The organism is Alcanivorax sp. NBRC 102024, from assembly GCF_001602235.1.
In the GTDB taxonomy this organism is placed as follows: domain Bacteria; phylum Pseudomonadota; class Gammaproteobacteria; order Pseudomonadales; family Alcanivoracaceae; genus Alcanivorax.
Genome location: NZ_BDAS01000006.1, coordinates 166,335 through 190,895 on the forward strand (window position 1 = coordinate 166,335; position 24,561 = coordinate 190,895).

At 58.6% G+C, this 24,561-nt stretch carries 23 protein-coding genes; 11 read left to right on the forward strand and 12 right to left on the reverse strand.

What is annotated here, in order from left to right:
* The first annotated feature begins 385 nt into the window (after nucleotides 1–385).
* From A0251_RS11460 to A0251_RS17180, 3 genes are all read left to right on the forward strand, one after another.
* A complete protein-coding gene (locus tag A0251_RS11460; RefSeq protein WP_062816981.1) occupies nucleotides 386–1,537 on the forward strand; it encodes a hypothetical protein in 1,152 nt (383 codons plus the stop codon).
* A 165-nt stretch (nucleotides 1,538–1,702) separates the two neighbouring features.
* Nucleotides 1,703–3,280 (forward strand): BCCT family transporter, encoded by a 1,578-nt coding sequence (locus tag A0251_RS11465; RefSeq protein ID WP_062816982.1) that lies wholly within the window; start codon nucleotides 1,703–1,705, stop codon nucleotides 3,278–3,280.
* A 56-nt stretch (nucleotides 3,281–3,336) separates the two neighbouring features.
* Nucleotides 3,337–3,558 (forward strand): DUF3565 domain-containing protein, encoded by a 222-nt coding sequence (locus tag A0251_RS17180; protein ID WP_082810865.1) that lies wholly within the window; start codon nucleotides 3,337–3,339, stop codon nucleotides 3,556–3,558.
* On the opposite strand, the gene A0251_RS11470 is transcribed toward A0251_RS17180, so the two are convergent.
* Complete coding sequence (locus A0251_RS11470; protein ID WP_062816983.1) at nucleotides 3,541–4,791, reverse strand: serine hydrolase; 1,251 nt, start codon at nucleotides 4,789–4,791, stop codon at nucleotides 3,541–3,543. The genes A0251_RS17180 and A0251_RS11470 overlap by 18 nt on opposite strands.
* A gap of 291 nt (nucleotides 4,792–5,082) precedes the next feature.
* Here A0251_RS11470 and A0251_RS11475 point away from each other — a divergent pair, with 291 nt between their 5' ends.
* The gene (locus A0251_RS11475) at nucleotides 5,083–5,403 is read left to right on the forward strand and encodes a DUF962 domain-containing protein (RefSeq protein WP_062816984.1); all 321 of its coding nucleotides are present in this window, start codon (nucleotides 5,083–5,085) and stop codon (nucleotides 5,401–5,403) included.
* 74 nt (nucleotides 5,404–5,477) lie between these two features.
* On the forward strand, nucleotides 5,478–5,918 hold the full coding sequence (locus A0251_RS11480) for a group III truncated hemoglobin (RefSeq protein WP_062816985.1): 441 nt from the start codon (nucleotides 5,478–5,480) through the stop codon (nucleotides 5,916–5,918).
* Between the two features lie 262 nt (nucleotides 5,919–6,180).
* On the opposite strand, the gene A0251_RS11485 is transcribed toward A0251_RS11480, so the two are convergent.
* On the reverse strand, nucleotides 6,181–7,389 hold the full coding sequence (locus A0251_RS11485) for a CaiB/BaiF CoA-transferase family protein (RefSeq protein WP_062816986.1): 1,209 nt from the start codon (nucleotides 7,387–7,389) through the stop codon (nucleotides 6,181–6,183).
* A 192-nt stretch (nucleotides 7,390–7,581) separates the two neighbouring features.
* Here A0251_RS11485 and trmH point away from each other — a divergent pair, with 192 nt between their 5' ends.
* Nucleotides 7,582–8,277, forward strand: a complete 696-nt coding sequence (gene trmH, locus A0251_RS11490; protein ID WP_062816987.1) for a tRNA (guanosine(18)-2'-O)-methyltransferase TrmH — start codon at nucleotides 7,582–7,584, stop codon at nucleotides 8,275–8,277.
* 139 nt (nucleotides 8,278–8,416) lie between these two features.
* Here trmH and A0251_RS11495 read toward each other — a convergent pair whose 3' ends face one another.
* On the reverse strand, nucleotides 8,417–10,324 hold the full coding sequence (locus tag A0251_RS11495; RefSeq protein WP_062816988.1) for a hypothetical protein: 1,908 nt from the start codon (nucleotides 10,322–10,324) through the stop codon (nucleotides 8,417–8,419).
* A gap of 49 nt (nucleotides 10,325–10,373) precedes the next feature.
* Between A0251_RS11495 and A0251_RS11500 the strand changes: the two genes are divergently transcribed.
* Both A0251_RS11500 and A0251_RS11505 read left to right on the forward strand, forming a co-directional pair.
* Nucleotides 10,374–11,051, forward strand: a complete 678-nt coding sequence (locus A0251_RS11500; RefSeq protein WP_062816989.1) for a 50S ribosomal protein L11 methyltransferase — start codon at nucleotides 10,374–10,376, stop codon at nucleotides 11,049–11,051.
* A 170-nt stretch (nucleotides 11,052–11,221) separates the two neighbouring features.
* Complete coding sequence (locus tag A0251_RS11505; protein ID WP_062816990.1) at nucleotides 11,222–12,568, forward strand: DegQ family serine endoprotease; 1,347 nt, start codon at nucleotides 11,222–11,224, stop codon at nucleotides 12,566–12,568.
* A 187-nt stretch (nucleotides 12,569–12,755) separates the two neighbouring features.
* On the opposite strand, the gene A0251_RS11510 is transcribed toward A0251_RS11505, so the two are convergent.
* Entirely contained in the window at nucleotides 12,756–13,538 is a 783-nt protein-coding gene (locus A0251_RS11510; protein ID WP_062816991.1) for a crotonase/enoyl-CoA hydratase family protein, read from the reverse strand.
* Between the two features lie 91 nt (nucleotides 13,539–13,629).
* Nucleotides 13,630–14,271 (reverse strand): NAD(P)-dependent oxidoreductase, encoded by a 642-nt coding sequence (locus A0251_RS11515; RefSeq protein ID WP_062816992.1) that lies wholly within the window; start codon nucleotides 14,269–14,271, stop codon nucleotides 13,630–13,632.
* A 110-nt stretch (nucleotides 14,272–14,381) separates the two neighbouring features.
* On the opposite strand from A0251_RS11515, the gene A0251_RS11520 reads away from it, so the two are divergent.
* Nucleotides 14,382–15,269 carry a LysR family transcriptional regulator gene (locus A0251_RS11520; RefSeq protein WP_062816993.1) on the forward strand — a complete coding sequence of 296 codons (888 nt, stop codon included), beginning with the start codon at nucleotides 14,382–14,384 and terminating at the stop codon, nucleotides 15,267–15,269.
* A gap of 1 nt (nucleotide 15,270) precedes the next feature.
* Nucleotides 15,271–15,585 carry a thioredoxin family protein gene (locus tag A0251_RS11525; protein ID WP_062816994.1) on the forward strand — a complete coding sequence of 105 codons (315 nt, stop codon included), beginning with the start codon at nucleotides 15,271–15,273 and terminating at the stop codon, nucleotides 15,583–15,585.
* 74 nt (nucleotides 15,586–15,659) lie between these two features.
* Here the strand turns inward: A0251_RS11525 and A0251_RS11530 are convergent, their stop codons facing one another.
* The gene (locus tag A0251_RS11530; RefSeq protein ID WP_062816995.1) at nucleotides 15,660–16,679 is read right to left on the reverse strand and encodes a zinc-binding dehydrogenase; all 1,020 of its coding nucleotides are present in this window, start codon (nucleotides 16,677–16,679) and stop codon (nucleotides 15,660–15,662) included.
* Between the two features lie 152 nt (nucleotides 16,680–16,831).
* Between A0251_RS11530 and A0251_RS11535 the strand changes: the two genes are divergently transcribed.
* Nucleotides 16,832–17,218, forward strand: a complete 387-nt coding sequence (locus tag A0251_RS11535) for a DoxX family protein (protein WP_062816996.1) — start codon at nucleotides 16,832–16,834, stop codon at nucleotides 17,216–17,218.
* Nucleotides 17,219–17,300: 82 nt separating this feature from the next.
* Here A0251_RS11535 and A0251_RS11540 read toward each other — a convergent pair whose 3' ends face one another.
* The 6 genes from A0251_RS11540 to A0251_RS11565 all read right to left on the reverse strand — a co-directional run bounded on the left by A0251_RS11540 (nucleotide 17,301) and on the right by A0251_RS11565 (nucleotide 24,555).
* Nucleotides 17,301–17,633 carry a hypothetical protein gene (locus A0251_RS11540; RefSeq protein WP_062816997.1) on the reverse strand — a complete coding sequence of 111 codons (333 nt, stop codon included), beginning with the start codon at nucleotides 17,631–17,633 and terminating at the stop codon, nucleotides 17,301–17,303.
* Nucleotides 17,634–17,982: 349 nt separating this feature from the next.
* The gene (locus A0251_RS11545; protein WP_062816998.1) at nucleotides 17,983–19,188 is read right to left on the reverse strand and encodes an acyl-CoA dehydrogenase family protein; all 1,206 of its coding nucleotides are present in this window, start codon (nucleotides 19,186–19,188) and stop codon (nucleotides 17,983–17,985) included.
* 14 nt (nucleotides 19,189–19,202) lie between these two features.
* Nucleotides 19,203–20,510 (reverse strand): acyl-CoA dehydrogenase family protein, encoded by a 1,308-nt coding sequence (locus A0251_RS11550; RefSeq protein WP_062816999.1) that lies wholly within the window; start codon nucleotides 20,508–20,510, stop codon nucleotides 19,203–19,205.
* A 543-nt stretch (nucleotides 20,511–21,053) separates the two neighbouring features.
* On the reverse strand, nucleotides 21,054–23,381 hold the full coding sequence (locus tag A0251_RS11555) for a fatty acid cis/trans isomerase (protein ID WP_062817000.1): 2,328 nt from the start codon (nucleotides 23,379–23,381) through the stop codon (nucleotides 21,054–21,056).
* Between the two features lie 113 nt (nucleotides 23,382–23,494).
* A complete protein-coding gene (locus A0251_RS11560) occupies nucleotides 23,495–23,947 on the reverse strand; it encodes a DUF3429 domain-containing protein (protein ID WP_231874221.1) in 453 nt (150 codons plus the stop codon).
* A gap of 89 nt (nucleotides 23,948–24,036) precedes the next feature.
* Entirely contained in the window at nucleotides 24,037–24,555 is a 519-nt protein-coding gene (locus A0251_RS11565; protein ID WP_062817002.1) for a DUF1643 domain-containing protein, read from the reverse strand.
* Nucleotides 24,556–24,561 lie beyond the last annotated feature (6 nt).

Below are 24,561 nucleotides of genomic sequence, written 5' to 3' on the forward strand. Positions count from 1 at the left end.
GATTTTTTTCATGCCCCGGCTACTTACCGGTATTTAAGTGCGGCTTTTGTGAACGGGGCTGCAACCAATAAACCGGGAATTTTGCATTTGTTTTGGCGATTGCGAGAAACAATCTGGCAAGAATATGTTAGGGTGCGCTTTCTTGACGGGAAGCAAGGGAACCACGACTCCGTGTCGAGATTATTGAAACCACCTACCTGTATATTGTCTTTTCCGGGCTGATTTTTTGCCTGTTCTATAGCCCTTTGCGGCTATTCCTCTCCTTGTATTGTCATCGTTCTAGTTCGAAGTTTTTGTGTCTGCACACAATCGGGTATCACCCGGTGATTTGACTTTGCTTGGTCAATATTTAGTCTGTAAAGAAAATCAGAGAAGGGAGCGTTAAATGAATAAGCGTGCTTTTGCAAAGCGCACTGGCTACCTGAGCTGTCTGCTTACTGCGTCCATTCCACTCAATGCCCATGCGGGGGCCGAGCTCAGCGCTGGTGTCTGGTGGGTTTATCAATATGTCACGGACTCCGATTTTTCCGGTCCATCGTCCGCCTTTGATGAAGATCTGGATAACACCACCGGGGGTAACTTCGCGGATCCTGCCCTGATTCTCTATGCCAATGACGATGGCTCCCATGGGCCCTGGCGCTTCAGTGCAGAAGGCCGCATTGGCACCGGTGGTTTCACCGATCCGGCCAACAACAACTCCGGTGATACCTTCACCATGCACAAGGCATGGATTGGTTACGAGTTTGACGACGAAACCTTGCTCACAGTGGGGAAAAGCCAGGTACCTTTCGGCTGGAAAACCGTCAACTTCTGGCCCGGTGAAGGGGTGTTGGGGGGTTACGGCGATCAGATGGATGTGGGCTTCAAGCTCAGCTCTTCACTGAATGCCTTCAGCTACGATGTGGCCTACTACCACCAGGATGACTGGGGTGAAACCAGTACCGATACCGTGGATGACAACGGTCACTGGGGTAGCGCAACGACTTATCGGAAGATCAAGACCGGTGTTGTCAATGGTGATTGGAACTTTATGGAAGGCCATACTGTTGGTGTGTCCTTTCAGAAGGGGCGCCTGCAGGACCTTGCCGCCACCGTGGCCAAGGCGCGGGATGATGAAGGTGACCATGAAGCAGTGAATCTGCATTACACCTTCAACATGAATGACTTCACCGCCCGCTATCAGTTCATTGATACTGAGCGGGACTTCGGTGGCATGAATCTGGCTAACTGGGTGAATGACGATGGTGACTTTCTGGGCCCGGTCGATGAAGAAGTGAAAACCCAGGTGCACATGGCTCAGCTGATCTACAACCAGAATCGCTGGAGCTATTACCTGGACGCGGGTGTGGCAAGCACCGATACCCGCGGCAACAACGCCGACGATGTGGAGTTCTACGCACCCGGTGTCAGCTACAAGTACGGCCCGGGTTGGCTGTATCTGGAATATCTGTGGTCTGATGGGGATGTAGATCGTAATGGCGACATTTACGAAGCGGATTTCCGCGCCGTCTACGCCTCGTTTGATTTTTATTTCTGATTGCCGGTAGCGGTCCTGCGGGGCCGCCTACTCGGGTTCAGATGATGAAGTGCCTTTTGAGGAGTGCATGTTTCGGGGAAGCAACCCTGACATCGTCCGGACCGACTGGCTGTGAGTTGCGGCATTCACTGCGCACCCTGAAGCAAGACGGAATACGGAGCTAACATGAGTATTGATTACGAGACCGACTATGATGTCGGCCAGGATAATGTGCAGGTCCTGGGGATGGATCTGCACAATCCTGTTTTCTTTATCAGTGCCGTACTGGTGATTGCCTTTGTTGTCGGCACCCTGGCATTCCCGGAGAGTGCCAACGGCATGCTTAATGGCGCCAAGGGCTGGGCCATCGAGCATTTCGACTGGTTGTTCATGGTCAGTGGCAATCTTTTTGTACTGTTCTGTGTGGCCCTGGCGGTGATGCCAACCGGGAAGATTCGTCTTGGTGGCCAGAAAGCCAAGCCGGAGTTTTCCACATTGTCCTGGTTTGCCATGTTATTCGCTGCCGGTATGGGCATCGGCCTGATGTTCTGGAGCGTTGCGGAGCCGGTGGCCTATCTCAACGGCCAGTGGTACGGGACGCCCCTGGGAGTGGAAGCCGGCTCTGAAGAAGCCCGTCACATGGCTATGGGGGCAACCATGTATCACTGGGGTCTGCATCCCTGGGCGATCTATGCCGTGGTAGCCCTGTCGCTGGCATTCTTTTCCTACAACAAAGGGATGCCGCTGACCATTCGCTCCGCCTTCTATCCCATTCTGGGTGAGCGCTGCTGGGGCTGGCCGGGCCACATCATTGATACGCTAGCGGTAGTGGCAACCATCTTCGGTCTGGCTACGTCTCTGGGGCTGGGTGCTCAGCAGGCATCCGGTGGTTTGCACTTCCTGTTTGATACCCCCAATGCCATCAACATGCAGTTGGCGATCATTTTCGGTGTGACTTCTGTGGCTGTGGTCTCGGTGATGCGTGGCCTGGATGGTGGCGTGAAGATTCTCAGCAACATCAATATGACGTTGGCGCTGTTCCTGTTGTTCTTCGTGATTATCGCCGGCCCGACGTTACTGATCATCACCGGCTTTGGCACCACGGCAGTGGATTACCTGTCCAATATTGTGCCGCTGAGTAACTGGATCGGTCGTGAGGATGATGCCTGGTTCCACGGTTGGACCGTGTTCTACTGGGCCTGGTGGATTTCCTGGTCACCCTTCGTCGGTATGTTTATCGCCCGTATTTCCAAAGGCCGTACCGTACGGGAGTTCATTACCGCCGTGCTGTTGGTGCCGACCATCATCACCATTATCTGGATGTCCGCGTTCGGCGGTGCAGGCCTGGACCAGGCCATCAATGGTGTCGGCGAGTTGGCCGGTGGCGTCAATGATGCCTCCCTGGCGCTCTTCCAGATGCTGGAAAATCTTCCCTGGACCGGCATCATGTCGTTCCTGGGGATCGTACTGGTACTGGTGTTTTTCGTAACGTCCTCCGACTCCGGTTCCCTGGTGATTGATTCCATTACCGCAGGTGGCAAGGTGGATGCGCCGGTACCCCAGCGTGTGTTCTGGGCGGTGATGGAGGGCGTCATCGCCGGTGCATTGTTGTATGGTGGTGGCAAGGAAGCCCTCAAGGCCTTGCAGTCCGGCGCGGTTGCCACCGGCTTGCCGTTTACGCTGGTGCTCTTGCTGATGTGCGTCAGCCTCTACATGGGGCTTTCCGTAGAGAGTAAGCGGCTACGAGCCATCAAGACTTCTTGATCGCGCAGGAAAGCAAAAAATGCCCGCACATGCGGGCATTTTTTATGGATGGAAAAATGACGTTTCAGGTCAGAATCTGCAGCTTTGCACAGGATGAACAGGGAGACTGGGTGATGTTGTTGTCATGTGGCCATCGCCAGCATGTGCGCCATCAACCACCCTTTATCAATCGCCCCTGGGTTACCCGTGAAGCCGGGCGTGCCCGGCATCTGGGGAGGGCGCTCACTTGCAACCAATGTCAGCGTGGTATGCCGTTCCCTTCAAACCGTGGCGGGTGAGCCATCCTGACGTAACCGGGTATGGCGGTTGATGGTGTGCTGCAGGCCAAAGAGGGCGGGAAGGTGCGGACCGACCACGCCCTTGCCAGTGGTCAACAGCGCACCACTCAGTGCCCGCTGGGGATCCGCCCAGCAATAGATGCTGATAAAGCCAAGATGACCGAAGGCGCGGGGAGCGCCCGGGCCGAACATACCCATGCCCCGATTTCCCAGCATGAAGCCGCTGGAGAAATTCAGGGGGAGAAACAGGCTGCGATCGAAGCGCGGGCGGTGATAGGCCGGCTGCAGAGCGCGAGCCACGGTTTCCGGTTTGAAGATTTGCTGGCCTTCGTAATACCCGTCATTGAGAAGCATCTGAAAGAATCGACTGGCTTCTTCGGCGGTGGCATAGAGGTTACCCGCCGGCACGATGATGTCCTGAAAGCGGTCATCATTGGTGACTTCCACTACCTCATCGATGCTGCCTCCCACCGCATAGGTCAGAAACAAATCCACCAGTTTCATGGGCACGCCAGTGGATACATCCCGGGCACGTTCCGGGCCGGTCTGGCCAAAGGTAAAGTATTTCATGCCCATGGGCTGGCGAATTACCCGATCCAGGGTGGCATTAAGGTCCTCGCCGGTAACCGCCTCGACAATGGCGCCGAGGATAAAGCCGGCGGTAATGGCATGGTAGGCCTGATTGTTGAGACCAGAAGGTTTGGCCGCACACAGCAGATTGATGATTTCCTGGGGGCGGTAAAGAATGTCCGGTTCCACCTGGGCAGGGGGGCGGGGGATACCGGCCTGATGGGTCAGTAAGTGGCGGATGGTTGTGCGCCCCTTGCCGTTCTGCCCATATTTGGGCAGGTAGCGAGTGACGGGGTCGTCCAGGTCCAGCTGCCCGGTTTCCACCAGATGATGGACCATCATGGCGGCCACCACCTTGGAAGCGGAAAACAGGCAGACCGGGGTGTCCGGGGTCATGATTCGCTGGCTCTCCGGGTCGGCATAGCCGATGCTGCGGTCCAGCATGATTTCCCCATGGCGTCGCAGGCACAGGCTGATGGCCGGGCTCATGCCACCCCGGTAGAGTTTGCGAGTGGCCCGCCAGATGGCTTCTACCTGCTCGGATCCCATGCCGGTTTTCTCCGGCAGGGCTTCCTGTCCCTGGCGGATCAGGCCATCCAGGCTGCGGGGAATAGGGGTGCCGTGGGCGCTGAGCATTCGGTTGATGCGGGGACGTAAAGCCATAAGGATCTCGAATAACAGGTCGTGTCGGGCCCGAAATGACGGGATATATGTCGACGTGATGTTTATTGTGAAAGGACGACATTGTCCACGTGGCAGGCGCTCCTGCAATGGCCACCCGTGCCATCCTCATGGCGCCAGATCACAATGTTTTGGCCGTGCGGGCTGAAGTCACTGCGGTACAATGGCGGTAAGCCGCAGGGGCTAGCCGCAGGTTACAAGATTTTGTCCCATGATCCTTGCAGGATTAAGGGCGTGATACCCAGAATAACAGAAGCATTTTCAGGAGGTTACGTGAATACCATCAAGCAGTCCGATTTTCAGAGTTTCGCTGAATTTTACCCCTATTACCTGCAGGAGCATGGTAACCCCACTTGCCGCCGGTTACATGTGGTCGGCACCACGCTATTGCTGGTGTTGCTGGCGGCCATCGTCGTCGGCGCCCTGAGTGCCTGGTGGCTGTTTGCCCTGCCAGTGGTGGGTTATGGCTTTGCCTGGGTGGGGCATTACTTTTTCGAGAAAAATCGCCCGGCTACCTTCAAACACCCCTGGTACAGCCTGATGGGTGACTTTGTCATGTACAAGGACATCCTCACCCGTCGTATCGACTGGTAAGGCATACCATCACGCTCCCGGCCTGATGCTTCAGCGCGGCTGGTGCCGGGAATCCATGAGCCAAAAATATTGCAATGACCGTTGTTCAGCACTTTCAACCCGGCATTTCCCCGCAGCAAGACAGCGCGCTACCCGATCTGGATTGCCGGGAGAATATCGATGCCATGGTCCATGGCTTTTATCGCCGGTTGCTGGATGATCCGGTGATGGCGCCCATGTTCCTGGATGTGGCTACCATTGATCTGCAGCAGCATCTGCCCACCATCTGCCAGTACTGGTACAAGATGCTGCTGGGGGAGCGGGAATACCGGCGTCACATGATGGCCAAGCACCGGGCCCTGGATGACAAACAGCCGCTGACGGGTGAGCATCATGAACGCTGGCTGCAGCATTTCATGAATAATCTCGACGGCCGTTTCGCCGGCCCCTACACCGACCGGGCGCGGCATATTGCCTTTCGGGTGATGGATAATCTGTATGCGCAGTTGAACAAAAGGCGTGAGTTGAAAGTTTAACGTTCAAAGTTGAAACGCGGTTGATGTTCGTTGCCAAACGGAGAGCAGGGTGGCCGCGTTTCTCTGCAGGAAGAGATCTTCTACTAAGCTACTTTGGGAGCGCCGCTTGAGGCGCGAACAGCCACGGGGGGGTAATTCGCGCCTCAAGTGGCGCTCCTACATCCGTGTTTCCTGAAAGCGTCTGAACGCGGCCTTCGCCCTTGTTGTCAGGGAAGGCCGTCATCGCGTTTCAACTTTGAACTTTACACTTTCAACTGCTCTTCTACCCGATCACCCCGTCCGCCTTCAGCGCCGCAAACTCCTCGTCGCTCAGCCCCAACTCCTCACGTAAAACCGCCTCGTTATGACTGCCGACTTCGCCACCCGGCCAGCGGGTTTCCCCGGGGGTGTCGGTCAGGCGCGGAGTGATGGCGGGGACCTTGAGAGGTTTGCCGTTGATTTCCACCTGCTGGAACAGGCCCCTGGCCTGGAAGTGGGGATCGTTGAACATATCGGAAACCGAGTAGATGGGACCTGCCGGGACCCGGGCTTCCTCCAGCAGAGTCAGGACTTGCTCGCTGGGCAGGCTGCGACACCAGCTATCAAGAGCACTATCAATCTCAGCCTCGTGTTCCACCCGTCCGGCGTTGCTGGCCATGGCCGGATTGTCTGCCATGTCCGGTCGGCCGGCGGTGGTCATTAGCCGTTTAAAGATGGAATCGCCATTGCCACCAATCACCACAAACTTCCCATCCGCACAGCGGTAGGTATTGGTGGGCACGATACCGGTGACGGTGGAGCCTGCCGGTTCGCGGATGACCCCGGCACCATCAAATTCCGGGATCACCCCCTCCAGCAGATTGAAGACGGATTCATAAAGGGCCACATCCACCACCTGGCCCTTATCGCTTTTTTGCCGTTCAAACAGGGCCAGCAGAATGCCCAGGGCTGCGTGCAGGCCGGCAATGGTGTCGCCCAGGGAGAGATTGGGGCGCACCGGGCGCTCGCCGGGAAAACCATTGACATATCGCAGGCCGCCAATGCCCTCACACACCGAGGCATAGCCGGGTTTGCTGGCGTAGGGTCCGGTCTGGCCGTAGCCGGAAATGCGCGTGTAGATAAGCCCCGGGTTGTCATCGGCAAAGCTGTCCGGGCCCAGGCCCCAGTTTTCCATGGTGCCGGGGCGGAAGTTCTCGATCACCACATCCGCGCTGCTCATCAGCTTGCGCACCAGTCCCTTGCCCTGCTCGGACTTCAGATCCAGGGTCACGGATTTCTTGTTGCGCCCCAGGCTGCGCCACCAGTACGAGGTGCCGTCCTCGTCCAGCTTGCGCCAGCCACGAATGGGGTCACCGCCAGGGGGTTCCACCTTCACCACATCGGCACCGAAATAGGCCAGCAGGGTGCCGGTAAAAGGGCCAGCCAGCAGCTGGCCCAGCTCGATAACACGGACACCGTCCAGGGGCAGGCGGCGGGATGGAGTCTCGGGCATGGAACCTCCGAAGATTGCGGTTTTCTGGAGCATAAGCCTAGCGGATTGAAAGCCCCGTGGTAGTGTCCAAAATGCTCGCAGCGAATGATTTAAGGTCAGTCTCGGCAAGCGTTAAGGCATGGGGCTCGGGCGCCGGATTTTGCCTGCTCGCCCGCAGCCTATACAATCCGCGGCCATCCATGAGGAAAGCCCATGACCCCGGAACGCTATCGTCGTATTTGCGACACCCTGGACCGTCGCCAGCCTGATCTCACCGTGATCATGGATGGCGTCCACAAACCCCATAATATTGCCGCCATTGTGCGCACCTGCGATGCGGTGGGGATTCTTGATGTGCACGCGATCTTGCCCAATAACCGGGCGCGGATGGCTGCCGGCACTGCCATGGGCTCCCAGCGCTGGGTAAAGGTGCACAAGCGGGACGAAAGCGGCAGTGTGATTCGTGAATTGCAGGGTCAGGGGGTGCAGGTGTTGGCGGCGCATCTATCCGATACTGCCGTCCCCTATCGCGAGGTGGATTTCACCCGGCCCACGGCGTTGTTGCTGGGCACGGAAAAGTTTGGCGTCAGCGATGAGGCGGCGGCGGCGGTGGATCAGCATGTGATCATTCCGATGATGGGCATGGTGGAATCCTTCAACGTGAGTGTGGCAGCAGCCATTATTCTGGCGGAAGCCTGCGAGCAGCGCCGGGCGAAAGGGTTCTATGATCAGCCTCGCATTGATCCGGCCCGCTACCACGAGCTGCTGTTCCGCTGGGGGCATGAAAAAATTGCCCGCCTTTGTGATGCCGAGGGCATTGCCTACCCGGAGCTGGATGACGAGGGGCAGGTGAAAGATAGTGCCGCACTTTCCGCGCTGCTCAAGAAGAAGGATCAGGACTGTCGTTGATAACGACGCGATCAACGTCGTGAATGGACCGGAAACCTCAAGGCCGCGCGCAATATCCTGGCGCGGCCTTTGGGTTTGGGCAAGGAAGAGAGATTCCGTGCGTTATCCATTTTCAATGAATCACGCGGGCGGTTGTTCGCTATTGTTCGCCCTTGGTGGTGTCCTCTCCGGAAACGGCCACCGCGTCGCTTGTCACCGGTTTGGCCACCGGGGCATGACTGACCTGCCAGTGGAAATCGGCGGCACCGCCTTCGCCTACCCAGGCCGGGAACCACAGGGTGTTGTCCATGGTGGCGTATCGTAGCCGGCGAATATCGATGTTGCTCTCCTTGGCCAGTTCAACCATGCGCTGCAGAACCTTGCCATGGTGCACCTGATCCACGTGCTTGATGGTGTCCAGCATGGCCTGACGCATGAGCCGGTTTAAATCATCACGGGCAATACCGGAAAAATTCATCCGGTTAAGGTCGGCCAGGAAGGCATCAGCCAGATCATCCACTGAAGCAAAACGATCCTCCTTCTTCAGCTCTCGCAAGCGCTGATTGACTACCTCATCGTATTTTTTAAAGGCGCCGTCATCCTCTGCGTCCGCCAACGCCAGAATCGCCTCGCCCAGACTGTCCATGTCCAGGTAATCCAGTTTGGGGATAGCTCCCATCAGATCAATGACCGTGGCTGGCATGCCTTCGCTTTCAAAACCCAGTCGAGGGGTTGCCCCCGGATGACGTTCATAATCGGTGATGCTTGCCTTGTCGTCCTCATAGAACATGTTCATGGTCATGCCGTTGAGGAAAGCATCGAATAACCCATCAGGCACCACCGGCATGTGGTTGCTGAAAAACATTTCCCAACCCTGATTGGAATCCATATGCAGCCAGTCGCCGGGCAGGCGGGTAGCGCCAAGAGTCCGCTCGAAATCACTCATTTCGCCATCCACGGTGCCGTACTGGCCTTTGCCATACACGGAATCATAGGTAATGCGGGCGCCATCCAGATTGTGAAAATCGATGGCGAAGTGAATGCGGGGTTCGCGCAGGAACATCATGAAAAACTTCAATACCTTGACGCTGCCGATGGCAAAACGGGAGGGAATCGTCACCGACTGCTCGTAAAAATCCACCTGGAATTTCTGGCTGAAAAACGTTGGCAGGTAGGCATACCAGATGCGGGCCTTGACCAGGATGGATGCCCGCACCGGTCCGTCCTTGACGGCAATGGGAGTGGCCTTGATGTTCTTGCGGGTATCCAGATCCACCCGCAGGTTCTGGTTGAAAATGCCGGTACTGATGTTGACGTAAATGTTGTCGATGACATTTTCGTCCTTGTGTGGACCCAGCCGGGGGGACATACCCTTGATCTGGGTGAAATCCTTGGGCTCGTAGTCCATCTGCATCAGTGTGGTCTCGATACGGCCCTTGTCCAGGTCCACCTGCACATAGTCCGCCCGTGAGCGCTCGCTGTTGTTGCGCACCAGATAAATATAGCGGGGCTGGTTGCGGGGGGAATCCAGGCGGATTTCCTCCAGCATCCTGCCTTCTTTCAGTGAATGTTGCCGGGGATCAAAACGGTCCCAGCCGCCATCGCGAAACATGAAGGCCAGCTCATCGAAATCATCGAAGATGCCGGGTTTGCCCTCCGGTTTGTGATCATTGTGACCCTCGATCCAGATCAGGCCGGTCTTGTCGAATTCGTCAATCTGGAAAGGAATCGGAACCAGTTTGCCCGCCCGCACTGCCATCAGTGACAATTCCCCGGTGGGGATGCCGTTATGTCTGGCCAGCTGGAAGCCCTTCATCTCCATGGGGTAGAGGTAGGTGAACTGGGTGGTATCCAGGGCTTTCAGGGTGCGATCAAGCTGATCGGTGGAAATGTTGCGCAGGCCGGAGGCCCAGCGGCCCATGGCACTGGGGTCTGCCTTGTAGAAATCCAGGAAATGCTCGAAGTAGGGATCGGGGACCCCCTCGGTCCAGATTTCCCGTGCCTGTAATGGGCTCACCAGAGTGATGAGAAGGGCGGTGAGACCGATCCATGCCTGTCTGCCGGTCATTTTGTTATTCTCTTGGACGATTTGGATTGGCGAAACAAGGCCCTAGGGTATGACAAGCAATCAGGAAAGAGTAGGCCTTGACGCCTTGCATGAACGGCTCCACCGCGTATTACCGGCGGTATCCCTGTCCTGCCAGGCTTTGCCGAAGACACCGCAAATCCGTTTGTGGCTGCTGGATGAGCTGTTTCCCGAACAGGCGCTGGACCCGCAAATCGTTAACGCGATCATGGAAGAGCCGCCGTACTGGTCGTTTTGCTGGGCATCCGGTCAGGTGCTGGCGGAATTTCTGCTCGCGAACCCGCAGTGGGTACAAGGGCGCTGTGTCGTGGATGTGGGGCCCGGGTCCGGGGTGGTCGCAATTGCCGCGGCGATGGCCGGCGCCAGTCGGGTGATTGCCTGCGATCTGGACCAGGATGCACTTACGGCCACCGCCCTGAATGCGGCGGAAAACCGGGTGAATCTGGAACTCAGCCGGGATCTGGACAGTGCTCTGGCGGTGGCGGATCTGGTGACCGCGGCGGATATCCTTTACGACCGGGAAAATCTGCCCCTGCTGGCCCGCTTCCAGCAGGCCAGTCAGGTGCTGCTGGCCGACTCCCGGGTGCCGGACCTGAATCCGCCCGGTTACCGGCTGCTGGGCCAGTGGCAGTCCTGTACCTGGCCGGATCTGGGAGAATCCAGCGAGTATAACGGGGTACGAGTGTTTGCCTCGGAACCGTCGCCATGAAGCAATGTCAGAAAAGCTGTACGGCGTAGCTATCCGCCCCGGCGGCCCCTGCATCTGCAGTAGGGAGGAGGGAAGGCCTCCACCGTTGTAAGTCGCTTTTGGTGTGTTTTCTCAATACAGGAGGAACGACGTTGTTGAATTCCAAGAATCCGCTATACCCTGCTGTCTGGATGCTGACACTCTGTGTCATCGCCTTTTCCCCGGCCCGGGCGGCGTTGCCATCGGCTACGGGGGACGGCCAGGCGCTGCCATCGTTGGCGCCGATGCTGGAAAAAACTTCCCCGGCGGTGGTCAATATCGCCATCGAAACGCGGATCCGCACTGCCCGAAATCCCTTGATGGAAGATCCTTTTTTCCGTCGCTTTTTCAATATCCCCGAGCACCAGCAACGGGAGCGCCGTGCCGCCAGTGCTGGCTCCGGCGTTATCGTGGATGCCAGGGAGGGCTACGTACTGACCAATGCCCATGTGGTCAAGAACGCGGACTCCATTGAGGTGACCCTCACCGATGGTCGTGAGTTGTCCGCCGAGCTGGTGGGTACCGATGAGGAAGTGGACCTGGCAGTGCTCAAGCTGGAATCTGCCGAGGATCTCACTCAGATTGCCATTGCCGATTCCACGGGGCTGCGGGTCGGTGATTTTGTGGTGGCCATCGGCAACCCGTTCGGGTTGGGCCAGACCGTCACCAGTGGCATCGTCTCCGCGCTGGGCCGGACCGGCCTGGGCATTGAAGGCTATGAAAGCTTTATCCAGACCGATGCCTCCATCAACCCGGGTAACTCCGGTGGGGCCCTGGTCAACCTGAATGGCGAACTGGTGGGGATCAATACTGCCATTATTGCCCCTGCCGGCGGCAATGTGGGCATCGGTTTTGCCATCCCCACGGAAATGGCCGAGAACGTGATGCATCAGTTGATTGAGCATGGCGAAGTGCGCCGCGGCGTGCTGGGGGTGACCATCCAGGACCTCACCAGCGAGTTGGCGGAAGCCTTCGGGGTCAAGCGCAAGAGTGGGGTGGTCATCACTCAGGTAATGGAAGAGAGCGCGGCGGAAAAAGCGGGTATCAAAAGCGGCGATGTGGTGATTGCCGTGGATGACCGTCCGGTGAAGCGTGCCGCGGATCTGCGTAACAAGGTCGGCATGGCGCCGGTAGGCGAGAAGGTGACGCTGACGGTGCTGCGTGATGGCAAAAAGCGTGAGATGACTGCGGTGATCAGCGAGTCCTCCGAGCAGGCATCCAGCGGTGAGACCGTTTCCAAGTATCTGGAGGGCGCCAGCCTGCGGGACCTGCGTAAAGGCGAGTTGCAACATGCTGAAAGCGGCGTGCTGGTGGACGAGGTGAAGCAGGGTTCGCCGGCCTGGCGCGCGGGTCTGCGCCGGGGTGACGTGATCATCAATGCCAACCGTCAGGATGTGCAGAATACGGCGGAACTGCGTAATGCCATCGACGACAAGGATGGCACTCTGTTGTTGCGGGTCAATCGTAACGGTGGTGTGTTCTTCGTGGTGATTCGCTGATTCGGTTGAGTTGAAAGTAAAAAAGCGCGGGCGAGTCTGGTGTTTAAAACTGCCAGGCTGTGCCCGCGTTTCATTTCTGCAAAAGCGCTGATGGCCCTGTAGTAGCTATGCTTGCATGGCGAACCTTGGCCAGAGAAACCGGATCGGCTGCTAGTATTTCACTGCCAGGGTGGTCATTCCACAAAACTCACTCTTCAAATTTCCCATGTCGGCCGGCGCCTTGCCGGAAACGTTCGGCGCCACCGATGGCTTCTTCGAACACGACCGGATATCCGCCAGCGCCTTCCTGACGCAAGGCTTCCTCCTGGGGCAGATCCCATTGTCGATAGGCAGAAAGCCGGTCAGCCTGCAGGCAGTGTTGCGGGAAGGCGGAGATTTGTCGGGCCAGGGCAATGGCTTCATCCAGCGCCGTGCCGTCGGCGACCACCCGGTTGGCCAGTCCAATCTGCAACGCTTCATCGGCGGCCACCGGCCTGCCGGTGAGGATCATGTCCATGGCCCGGCTATGGCCGATCAGGCGTGGCAAACGCACGGTACCGCCATCGATCAGAGGGACTCCCCAGCGTCGGCAGAAGACGCCGAAAGTGGCTGACGTCTCCACCACCCGCAAGTCACACAGTAGCGCCAACTCCAGGCCGCCGGCCACGGCAAAGCCGCTAACAGCGGCAATTACCGGTTTGCTCAGCAGCATGCGGGTGGGTCCCATGGGCCCGGGGCCGCTGCCGGTTTCATCGATCTCATTGCGTCGTTGCGGATCCGACAGGGCGGACAGATCGGCGCCGGCACAGAAGTTGCCACCGTCGCCGGTGAGAATAGCGACTTTGAGGTCAGCGTTGCGTTCAAAGGTTTCGAAGGCGGTACGTAACGCATCCGCAGTGGGGCGATCCACCGCGTTACGCTTTTCGGGGCGGTTGAGGGTGATAATGAAAAGGTCGTCGCGGGTCTCGGTGATTACCGGTTGTTCAGTCACAGGGCTATCCGTTTTCTGCCGTTTTCCGCATCTAACCATAAAAGAAAGCCGGAAGGGGAGCGGCAGTCGTTACCGCTCCGCTTTTCAGTTTTCAGTAGGCCAGGGTGAAACGCTGACGTTCATGTTGCGGATGGTCCACTTCATCCAGTAGTGCCACCGCATAATCCTGTAAAGAAATCCGGCTGTTGCCCTGGTCATCCACCAGCAGATCATCCTGGCCCAGACGGAACTGACCGGTGCGCTCACCGGGGAAGATTTCCGCTGCCGGCGACAGCATGGTCCAGTTCAATGCTGACTCTGCCTGCAGCAGGGCCAGGGCATCCTGGGCGCCCAGGGCGGTGGGTTTGTACTCCTCCGGGAAGGCCGGGGTGTCGATCAACCGTGTGTCCGCCGCTACCCGCAGGGATCCGGCCCCGCCCACGATCACCAGGCGAGGCACGTCAGCGGCTTTCGCTGCCGCGATAATGGATTTCACCCCCTGCACATAGTAGCCACGGATATCGTCCTGGGCGTGGCCGCTGAAGGCACTGATAACCACATCCGCCCCGCTGAGTGTTTGTGTGAGTTGTGCAGTGTCCTGCACATCGACTTGCTTCACGGTCAGGTGGGTGGCTGTGGCATTCAACTTGCCCGGCTGACTGATCAGGGCCATCACCTGATGGCCGCGATCCAGGGCTTCTTCGCGCAGCGCTGAACCGATAAAACCGCTGGCACCGATCAATGCAATCTTCATGGGGTATCTCCTGATTCGATGTGTTTCGAGCAGTATCGGCATTTGCACTGATTGGAAAAATAGCCTAATAAGTAAATCAGTGTTGTTGATTTCTAAACAGTGAGACCGGCGTGGAAGCGGAATACGATCTTAATGCCTTGCCCCTGTTTTTGGCGCTGGCCCGGGCGGGCAGCTTTACAGGCGCGGCGGAACGGTTGGGGTGCAACAAGAGCAAGATCAGCCTGTCCATCAAGCGGCTGGAGCAGCGTCTGGGTGTGGCGCTGGTGACCCGCACCACTCGCCAGGTGCACCTGACTGAAGCCGGTGAGCGGCTGCTGGCCGGGCTGACCCCCCTGTTTGCCGAGCTGGAAGGCCTGCTGGATCAGGTGGAAACCGACCAGCAGACCCTGCAGGGGGAGCTGCGCATTACCGCCCCGGAGGATTTCGCGGCCCAGGTGGTGGCCCCGGCGGTGGTGGCCTTCAGTGAGCGTCACCCGCAACTGGAAATTGAATTGCGCACCGGCGACAGCGTGGCGGACATGGTCAAGGAGGGCATCGACCTGGCCATTCGCCTGGGCTGGTTGAAAGACTCTTCCTTGCGCGCCACTCGCCTGGGCGAGTTCGAGCAGTTTCTGGTGGCGTCGCCGGCCTTCATGGCAAACCATGGGCCGGTCAGTCATCCCCGGGATCTGGCTGCCTTGCCCTGGGTGACGTTTACTCCTTTGCCGTCACCGTTGACCTGGACTTTTTCCCGGGCAGACGAGCGTTGCACAGTACGCATGCAGGGGGCTCTAAAAGCCAACACCACGGCAGTGACCAAGCAGTTGCTGCTACAACAGGCAGGCCTGTCGGTGCTGGCGGACTCCATTGCCGCAGAAGCACTGGCGCGGGGCGAGCTGGAAAGAGTTCTGCCTGACTGGGATCTTCCCGGAGGTGGCATTTACGCGGTCTACCCGCCGGGGCGGCATACCCCGGCCAAGGTGCGGGCCTTTGTGGAATTTCTGCGCGAGCAATTATGAAATGAGTTATGTGAAGACCTACGAAGAGGAAACTCTCAGCCGCGACGCCGTGGAGCAACGCCCGGGCACCTGGGTGCTGGAATTCGGTGCCAACTGGTGCGGCCACTGCATCGCGGCCCAGAAGGACATTGAAACCGTCCTGGCCTCCCGGGCAGAGGTGAACCACGAAAAGATTGCCGATGGCCCGGGCCGTCCCCTGGGGCGTAGTTATCGAGTCAAACTGTGGCCCACGCTGATTCTGGTTCGTGACGGTCAGGAAATAGACCGTGTGGTGCGTCCCACCAGTGCTGAACAGATCCGCCAGCTTTTCCCGTAAGAGTGTCGCTGGCGGCGCGCTTTCCGGCCTGGATCAAAAGCATCTGACCGTGGAGGGCACCGCGCACCAGAGCGTTATTGCCCGGTTTCCAGCACCACCTTTCCCACCGACTGCCCCGAGCGCAGCAGCGCCAATGCCCCATGGGCATCGTCAAAGGCAAAGCGGTGCCCTACGTGGGGCGGTGGCAGGGCAATCGTTTGCAATTCTTCCAGCAGCGCCTGCATCCTGTCTTTCTGTTCCCATAACCAGATCAGGTTGAACGCCAGTACCGAGCGATTACTGCTGATCATCTCCATCACGTCGTAGCGGGGGCGGCGCAGATAGCGCCAGGCGGCTTTCAGGTAGTTGGGGCGGTTGTGGCTGGGAGTGAACTCGGCGGCACCGAAAACTACCAGCCGACCCATGGGATTGAGCGCGTCGAAGCTGGCGCTCTGGACCTTGCCGCCGATGGCATCCAGCACCAGGTCGAAGCCTCGTTCATCCCGTTGCAGTTGCCGGGCAAAGTCTGCCTCCCGTACCAGCACATCCTCGAACCCTTGTTGCCGCAGCCAGCTCGCTTTCTCTTCGCTACCTACCGTGCCGGTGGGGCGGGCGCCCAGCGCCTGTGCCAGTTTCATGGCCTGCAGGCCCACACCACCGGCAGCGCTGTGGATCAGCACTTGCTGGACCGCTTGCAGGGCACCGAGGTGAGTGAGGGCGTACCAGGCGGTCAGGGTCTGTGCCGGCCAGGCGGCGCCCTGGGCATAGTCCCACTGGGGGGGCAGCGGGATCAGGTAATCCGCTTCGCTGTCGATGACGGAGGTATAGCCACCGAAGCGGGTGACGCCCATGACCCGGTCGCCCACGGCAACCCCTTGTGTCTGCTGGCCGACTTCCTGCACCTCGCCAGCAAACTCCAGGCCGGGGATAAAAGCGCCCTGCGGGGTGGCGGAATAGAGCCCGGTGAGGGCAAAGATATCGGCAAAGTTCAGGCCCACGGCATGGACCTTGATGCGGACATGGTTGTCCGCCAGGGCGGGCAGGTTACCGGTATACAGCGTCAGCCGCGCCATATTGCCGGCGCGGGGTGTCTGCCAGTAACGAAAAGTGCTCATCCCGTTCTCCGCCGCAAAAGCGAAAGTATGGGACGGGGCGTGGCAGAGCTCAATGGGCCATGAAGAGAATGGTATTGAGGGTGATGGCACTTTTCTTTTCCCGGACGAACCGGTTGAATGACGGGCAACGAAATTCTTCACTGGGAGTAAAGATGGTCAACAATCCGGATATCGGCAAGTTGGTGCTGCGTTTGATGCTGGGGTTACTGATGTTGTTGCACGGTATCAGCAAGCTGCAGCATGGGGTGGGCTGGATTTCAGCGGAGCTGGCGTCTCACAGTCTGCCGGGCTTTCTGGCCTATGGGGTTTTTATCGGTGAAATTATTGCCCCGTTGATGGTGATCCTGGGCGTGCATACCCGTATTGGCGCAGTGCTGATCGCCGGCAATATGCTGGTGGCTTTGGTGCTGGTGCACATGGGCGAGCTGTTTGCATTGAGCAAGACCGGAGGCTGGGCGCTGGAATTACAGGGCTTTTTCCTGTTTACCGCAGTTGCCATTTTCTTTTTGGGGGCTGGTAAATACGCCGTGAGGAACTGAGTGCAGGCGGAGTTTTTCGCACGCACTGTCTCAAGGCCGCCGACTCAACAGGGCGGCCTTTTTCGTTCAGGCGAGTCTACGCTCAGGTACAGTAGCGACCGTACTGGCTCAGGGCCTTGCTGCTGTGCGGATCCACCAGATCCACCCAGACCTGCATGGACGCCTGATCCCGGGTGTTCTGTAATTTGGTGAAGTCGCCGGCAACGATATTGCCTTTCAGGGTGTCGCCTGCCTGGGGTGTGGTGCCGTCCAGTTGTTTGACCAGCACCATGCCGCCACGGGTATTGAGCAACATGTATTCGCAACTCTGACTGAGAATGACGGTGGCCTGTTGCTGGTTGGCGTGTGCTGTCTGACCGAGCAACATACAGCCCGCAAGACCGGCACCGAGCAGATGCAGTTTCAGTGCTGACATGGGGATCCCTTCCTTTTTATTGTTACACCTACACCTTACTGCGGCGTACTGGCCCGACCTGTTGTGCAATGTCAGTAAAGCTGTAACCGGGGTGTAGTGTTTTTTTACATTCCATCGACCAGGGAGCCTCGGCATAACTCCTTGTAGAGGCTCCCTGGATGGTGGCACAGACGATGTCACCGCAACATCATCGTTATGTCTCTTTATGCAGTAGGGATTTCGGCCGATAAAAGCCGTGGTGAGTAATAGGAAAGACATGGAAGTGCGGACGGAGAGGGCGGGGACCCGCAACAAAAAAGCCGCACCCGGAGGTGCGGCTTTCAGGTCGGCATGACTGCCGGGAGCGGGATTATTTCAGTTCCTTGGAGCTCAATCCCAGTACCCGGCGGGCAATGACCAGTTGCTGGATTTGCTGGGTGCCTTCGAAGATATCCAGAATCTTCGAGTCGCGGGCCCACTTTTCCAGCAGTTCGTCTTCGGTGTAGCCGATGCTACCGGCCAGTTCCACGCAGCGCAGGGTGATCTGATTGCCCACGCGCCCGGCCTTGGCCTTGCAGATGGAGGCTTCCAGGGTGTTGGCCTTCTTGTTATCGGCCATCCAGGCGGCTTTCACGGCCAGCCAGTAGGCCGCTTCCCAGTCCGCTTCCATGCGATAGATTTCCGCTTCCACCGCGGAGCAGTTGTCCACCGGCTTGCCGTAATCATAGGTCATGCTGTCCTTCAGCAGTTCCTTGATGCGCTCCAGGGAAGCTTTGGCGCAGCCGATGGCCATGGCGGCAACCAGCGGGCGGGTGTTGTCGAAGGTCTCCATGACCCCGGCAAAGCCCTTCTTGGTATCGATCTCCGGGCTGCCCAGCAGGTTCTCTGCCGGTACGCGGCAGTCATTGAAGTTAATAGCCGCCGTGTCGGAAGCACGGATGCCCAGCTTCTTCTCCAGACGCGCCAGTTCCATGCCCGGGGTGCCCCAGTCCACCACAAAGGACTTGATGGCAGCACGGCCCAGTTTCGGATCCAGCGACGCCCAGACCACCACACAGTCGGCCCGGGAGCCGGAGGTCACATAGATCTTCTCGCCGTTCAGCACATAGTGATCGCCGTCCTTTTTGGCGGTGGTGCGAATGGCCGCGGAATCGGAGCCGCAGCTGGGTTCGGTGATGGCCATGGCCGCCCACTTGCCCTTGAAGCGTTCCAGTTGCTCGTCGTTGGCCACCGCGGCGATGGCCGCATTGCCCAGGCCCTGGCGGGGCATGGCCAGCAGGAAGCCGGTATCGCCGTAGCACATTTCCATGGCACCCAGGCAAACGCCCATATTGGCGCCGTTTTTCACGCTGCCGTCGTCCTTCACCTTGCCGCTACCGGTGGTGGCGGCACCGGCGGAGTTGGCCGGATCACCCTCGTTGAAGCCATCCAGCACCGACGCCAGCATATCCAGCTCTTTCGGATATTCGTGCTCGCCTCGGTCGTACTTGCGCGAGATCGGGCGGAGGGTGCTCTGGGCCACCTGATAGGCGTTGTTGATCAGGGGTTTGAACTTCTTGGGAATTTCGATATTCATGGTTGTCTCCCTCCTTACAGGTGCAGGCCGCCGAAGGCGACGCCTATGGCACGCAGATCCCGGTACCAGCGCTCCACCGGATATTCATGGGTGAAGCCGTGACCGCCCAGCAATTGCACGCCGTCGGTGCCGATCTTCATGGCCTTGTCCTTGACCAGGGTGCGGGCCAGATGGGCCTCACGCTGGAAGGATTTGCCCTGTTCGGCACGGCTGGCAGCGCGGTAGGTGAGCATGCGCATGGAATCCAGCTCGATGGCGATGTCGGCAATCATGAACGCCACCGCCTGACGGTAACTGATGGGCTCGCCAAAGGCGGTGCGCTCGTTGCAATAGGGCACCACATAGTCGAGTACGGACTGACAGGTTCCAACGGCCAGTGCACACCAGGCCAGGGTGCCCAGGTCCACAAAGGCACGGTAATCGAAATCACCGTTACCCAGGCGGTTTTCCACCGGCACGCGTACATTGTCCAGCTTCAGCGGACGCTGGCCGCTGGCGCGGATGCCCATGGAAGGATCATCGCCGGCCACCAGACCGTCGCTGCCACCTTCCACGATGAACACGGCGGGGCCGTCATCGGCCTGGGCGGCCACCAGGAAGATTTCTGCTTCGGCGGCCAGCGGCACCAGGGACTTTTCACCATTGAGTACATAGCTGTCACCGTCCTTGCGGGCGGTGGTCTTGAGTGCCATGGGGTCGAACAGCGGATAAGGCTCGCACACGGCAATGGTGGCCTTGGGCGGGCTTTCTTCCGCGAAGGTGCTCAGGTATTTGTCCTGCTGTTGCGCGGTGCCCCACTGGGTCAGGGCATTGGCCACCCCCATGGGAGCAAGGATCGCCACGGCCTGACCCATGTCGCCGTGGGCCAGATCTTCGGCCACCAGCATGCTGGTGACGGTGGAGCGCTCGGTGGCTGCGCCGCCCAGGGATTCCGGTACCGCAAAATAGTTGAGGCCCAGTTCCAGTGCCTGGGCAATCACCTCATCGCTGGTCTTCTGGGCGGCATCCGCTTCTTCGGCCTTGTCACGCAAGACATCGCGGGCAAAGGACTGCACGCTGTCGCGAATCATCTGCTGCTCGTCGGTGATACCCAGATCGAACAGGTCGCGGGTATGCCCCGGGGCATTCAGCCGTTCCGGCTTGCTGCCCGGGTTGCTGGACTTGAAGGTACGGGCCGTGGTGGTGAGCACCTGGAAGCCGCTTTTGGTGAGCGTGTAGGCAAGCCGTTCCACGGTCTTGCGCATGCCGATCTTGTCCAGCACTTCCGAGCTGGCCAGGCGGTTAAGCGCGGTCAGCGCATAACCAACTGCATCTTTTGCCATGAGAGTTCGCCTCGTTGTTGTGTCTATTTGTACTCGATTATGGACCGGAGGGGCTCAGTCACATTGACCAGTGTGACCGATGGGTCGGGCCAAGTAGCAACACGTTGGCGCCAAAGGCCTAGTAACTACGGGCGGTGAAGGGTATGGAAGGGAAGCTGGTAACGGCTATCATTTCTACGAAGCCGCTGTAGGAACGGAGCGCAGCGGAGTAACGCACGTAGTTCCGTGCGGCCCGAAGGGTGAGCGAAGCGAATAACCTATGCTTGCAAGCGAACCGCGCTCGCGCGGAAATCGCCCGCAGGGCGATCAGGAATCGCAGAGCTCGACAGGTCTATCCAAACCATCCCGATCCGGTGCCACCATAACCCTATTCGCCATGCGAGCATGGCTCCAACGGGGGAAGGTGGCTGCACTGGTGGCCGAATCGCGCCGCGAGCGACGCTCCTACAGCCCGGGTCGTACCGTTGAGCGCGGGCAGGGCGGCATCCAATTAGCACGGCCCAACCCGCGTTGCAGCTTCTGGCTTGAGGCTTGCAGCTGTCTCTACAGATTTTCGTAGCGATTCATGTCCAGGACCCCGGCCTCGGTAGGCTCGTGTTCTTCCAGGTAGCGGGTCAGGTCGTGGAAGTAGGTCCAGAACTGTGGATGGGTTCGTCGGATGCCGAAACGGGCGGTCAGTGCCGTGAAATCCTTTTCTTTCTTGATCGCCTGCATGGCGGACACGAAATCCTCTACCTCCTTCGCTTTCACGTTGAACATGAAGTTGGGATAGCTGGCCAGAACACCGGGGTAGATTGTCAGGCTATCCAGCGGGGGCTGGTAGCGCAGCGACTCCCCCAGCATGAAGGCCACATTGGTGTGGGCCCGATTGCGAATCAGGGTATAGATCTCCCGCTCACCGTTGTCATTCTCCACGCGCAGCATGGTGACTTCGGGCATGAAGTTCACCGCTTCCAGGTCCTGGGCCAGGGTGGAAGCAATACCCACCAGCGCGGTTTCCGGCGCTTTTAACCAGTCAGCAATATCATTGCGATGACAGTCTTCCCCATCGCACCGATTGATCGGGTCAGGACGGGCGTTGATGGCGGCAAAACGTTTCAACAGGGCATCGTTGAATTCATTCACCGGGGTACGGGTCTGGTACTGGATGCCGGTGGGATGCTTGGTATCCACTGATGCGTAGCTCACATACAGGCGCAGCTTGCCAGTGTTTTGGTACCAGTTTTCCACCACCGGTGTGCGCAGCTCACGGGGGAAATAACGCAGGGTATTCTGTTCAGCGCCATTACGGATCAGGTCGAAGTAGAGGCGGGTCTGGGCCTGATGGGAGACGGAGCCAAAGACATTAAAGTTGACGACCAGGTTGTAATAGCTGCGCTCGAACAATGGGTAGTCCATCACCCAGGTGGTCAGGGGCAGATCCCCGATCAGTCCCTTACGCACCGAGGCATTGTCATGGTGACGGAAGATGGTCAGCAGGGCGTTGCGGTTTTCACCGTCGCCATCCCAGAGACTCTCCCAGGTGGGTCCCTGCGGGTCCTTTTCACCATAGGCCTGGTGCCGGGCGTTCAGGTATTCATTGCGATTTTCGCTGTACTTGAGCCACTGGGGACCCAGTGATAGCAAATTGTCTTCCTGGCCCGGCAGACCCAGAAGACCACTGACCTTGGCGCGGTAATTGGCGTCGGTGATGTAGAGGTCGTGATCGGGATCCTGAAACACAGCCCAGAACTGGTCGCGTATCACATCGGTGGCCACCTGACCCCGGCATACCGGACCGCGGATAAAGGTGCGCACAAAGTATTCGGCCTCATCCAGCATGAATTGATAACGCGCTCGCGCGGGGATATCCGCAAATGTCAGGAAGGGATTGGCCTGTTGTTCATAGCTGTAGCCGGGCAGCTTTTCCACTTCCCAGTCGCCGGCAAAAAACTGTTCGCGGGTGCGAGCCAGTTTTTTATCGTTAAGGGCAAAGGTGATGTGGGTCTTGTGGACCAGGCTACCGCGCACCGGTGCCAGGCGGTACCAGAAGTGCTCGGGGGGCAAGTCATTCGGGCGCACGCTGTCAACGGGCTTCACCGGCTCGCCCGGAGGGGTGCTGGAGCGGTACAGCTTGAAGAAATGATCCGGTTTGCTGTCACTGTCATTGCCGAAATACAGGTGGGCCAGGAACAGATGTTCGTAGAGCCAGCGAGCCACAAGTTGATGGCGCTTGTCTTGCTGGTTGAGCATTTTCTCCCAGGCAAGGATCTGGCGCTGCTCATCCTCTGACAGAGAAAACGTTTGGTAAGACAGCGGAGCGCCTTGCTTAAGCCATTCTCTGACGGTAGCAAACTCCTGGTCAGTGAGGCCGCTGACGGCCAAGGGCATACCGCCCATGGGATGCTTGTCGGCGTAATCGTCGAATTCTGCCGGAGTCGGGCAGCTGTTGATTCGCTTCAGCCCCAGTACCATGTCATCCGGTAATTTTTCGTTGTCGGCAAAACGCTGCTCTCTGCCCAGCTCGAGCATGTTGTAGAGCAGCGATGACTCCATACCTTGCGTGCTGTCGATTACCGAAAAGAAACCCTTGTCGCGCCATTGCGCGGTGGTGAATGCGTCTTCAAAGAGGCGGGTAGGCGGCACGGATTCGGTGCGCACACCATTGTAGACCTTGTTCTTGGTGGCGCCCCGGTCCAGCCCCTCCGGGGCTTCCAGTTTCAACTGGCAGGGAGCGTCGTAACAGCCGTGGCAAGCCAGACACTTGGTTTCAAAAATAGGCTGAATATCGGTCTGATACTTGAGAGGCCGCTCGGCAGCAGTCACAGGCGTCAGCAAAAAAAGCGCAGCAAACAGACTCAGACAGACCCGATATCGGGGAAACAAGGACATATCACCGTCTCCTTGTGAATTTGAATCAGTCTATCTGTGTCGGTGCGAAGTGGCTACGCTTGTGCGGCAAACGGTGCAGGGAAAAGCGGGAGAAACTGCATTGAGGGGGAGGATCAGAACATGGGGATCATGGTGGCGGCCCAGCCTATCAAAACGGCAATCACGGCGGCGGCGGTGAGTTGGTGTCGCAAGTGGCGATACCAGTCGGGTAAGGCTTCGGTGAACACCATCTGCTCGGTGCCCCAGACAAAAACCAGGCCGGCAGCCAGCATGGGCAGGGAAAACTCCAGCGGCAGCAGCAAGGCAAACCAGCCCAGAACCGCCGGCATGATGCCGAATAGCAAGGTGGGGAACTGATTGCCGCGGTCAAATTGCTGCAGGGCTCTCCCCCAGTGAACGGCACCCAGAAAGGCAATGATGATGGCGGCATAGGCCGCGATGCCTTGCAGTGCCCACTCTCGACAGGTCTCTATCCAGGCCAGTAAGGCAAGGCCGTAGAAAGGGATCAAGCCACCGTAAGCGAGCCAGCGTGCACGGCGAATATTGTTGACGGTATGAGGGCCCAAGGCGGTCATCCATGATGTTAGCGAATGTCATTATTATCTTGCGCCCGGAGTGAAGGTGAAGACAAGGGAACCGCTGAGTATGGACGGCGCTACTCAGAGGCTCTCAGGGGGCTTGGCTCGCGGACCTTCCAGGGTGTGGGGGTGAGATGTTTGGGCAGGTAAAGCGGGTGGGCCGGTTCTCCGGAGCCGTTGAGGCGAATGCAGTGCATGGCGGGTAATCGATCAGACACGATGCGAGCACGGTTCATGAATCGGCCATGGTTGCCCCAGGCTGCGACGACCAGGTCCGCCTGACGGGCCAGCTTGCGCAGCCATCGGTCATTTTTCGGGCCCACCGGGTTGTCGGTGGCAAACAGGTCCTCCGGGTAGGTGGCCCGGTAGGCAAACAGGTTGGCCACGCACAGGCCGGAGTAGCCCCAGTCCCGGGCGAAGCCCATGCAACGGCGGATGGTCGGGTCATCCTGACGATGGTCGGCAGTGGACGGATTCAGACCGATCAGCAATAAAAAATCATCCCCGGGGCCCCAGTGTCGCCACAGGGCATAGCGATATTGGCGGCAACGGGAAAAATTGGCGCTGCGTTGCAGGGTAGGGACGGACTTGGTCATGGCTGC